Genomic DNA, 1372 nt, shown 5'->3' with positions numbered 1-1372 from the left:
CGGGTGAGCGGGCCGGATGGTGCGGCCGGTTTACCTGGTTTCCATCGGTTTTGCCCAATCCTGTGCGGTGCGGGCTCTGTTCAGCGGGCCGCGAAGCATGTTCCATGGTGATCACACGGCCGCCGTGCGGAAGGCGGCCGCCCGCGCCGGATGAGGTGGCCTTGGCCAGGACCGCGACGACCGATACGACCGCGACGACCGTGCGGCGCGCCACCGTGCGCATCCCCGCCGCACCGCTGGGCCCGGAGAACCCGCTGCCCGCGCTCCGTGAGCGCTCCGAGCAGCACCGCCTGGACCCGCACGAGTGCAACGGCCTGCCCCCGGACATGGCCCGGCAGATCGGCTACGCCCCGCTGCGTACGGTGCTGCCGGTCCGCGTTCTCGACGGCTACGGCCGGGACCGCGCGCCCGCCGAACTCGACGCCGTCGTCATCGAGAACGACCGGCTGCGCGCCACCGTGCTGCCCGGCCTCGGCGGCCGGCTCTACTCCCTGCTGCACAAGCCGACCGGTCGCGAACTGCTCTACCGCAACCCGGTGTTCCAGCCCGCGGACTTCGCGCTCGCCGGCGCCTGGTTCTCCGGCGGCGTCGAGTGGAACCTCGGCGCCACCGGCCATGCCGCCCACACCTGCACGCCGCTGCACGCCGCCCGGCTCACCGCGCCCGACGGCGGGGAGATGCTGCGGCTGTGGGAGTGGGAACGGCTGCGTGACCTGCCGTTCCAGGTCGACCTGTGGCTGCCGGCCGGCTCCGACTTCCTGTACGTCGGTGTCCGCGTCCGCAACCCGCACGACCGGACCGTGCCGGTGTACTGGTGGTCCAACACCGCCGTCCCGGAGACCGCCGACACCCGGGTGCTGGTACCCGCGGACGCCGCCTGGCAGTTCGACTATCACCGCACCCTCACGCACGTCGCGGTGCCGCGCATCCCCGACGGCCCCGGCGGTCCGGACGCCCAGAGCGATGCCGACGTCACCTACCCCACCCGGTTCGAGCACGCCGCCGACCACTTCTTCGACATCCAGGGCGACGACCGCCGCTGGATCGCCGCGCTCGACGGGCAGGGCCGTGGCCTGGTGCAGACGTCCACCGACGGGCTACGCGGCCGCAAGCTGTTCCGCTGGGGCCGCGGCCGGGGCGGGCGGCGCTGGCAGGAGTGGCTCACCGAACCCGGTACCGGCGGCTACCTGGAGATCCAGGCCGGTCTGGCCCGTACCCAGCTCGAACATGTACCCATGCCCGCCGAGTCGGAGTTGAGCTGGCTGGAGGCGTACGGTCCGCTCGACGCCGATCCGGCGCTGGTGCACGGCGCCGACTGGGCCGCCGCCCGCGCGGAGGCCGCGGCGAGCCTCGAATCGGCGCTGCCCCGTGC

General features: G+C 73.7%; 2 protein-coding genes. One reads left to right on the top strand and one right to left on the bottom strand.

Annotated features, from left to right (window positions below):
- On the bottom strand, window positions 1-214 hold a 214-nt coding region (locus tag AC13HU_RS37260; RefSeq protein WP_483046431.1), incomplete at its 3' end, for a hypothetical protein.
- Between AC13HU_RS37260 and AC13HU_RS37255 the strand changes: the two genes are divergently transcribed.
- Window positions 201-1372: DUF5107 domain-containing protein (locus tag AC13HU_RS37255; RefSeq protein ID WP_483046430.1), on the top strand; the 1172-nt coding region annotated here is incomplete at its 3' end. The two genes, AC13HU_RS37260 and AC13HU_RS37255, sit on opposite strands and share 14 nt — an antisense overlap.

This window comes from Streptomyces sp. NH27, from assembly GCF_056859195.1.
Note: the sequence above shows the minus strand (reverse complement) of the source record. Positions and strands in the feature narration are given on the sequence as shown.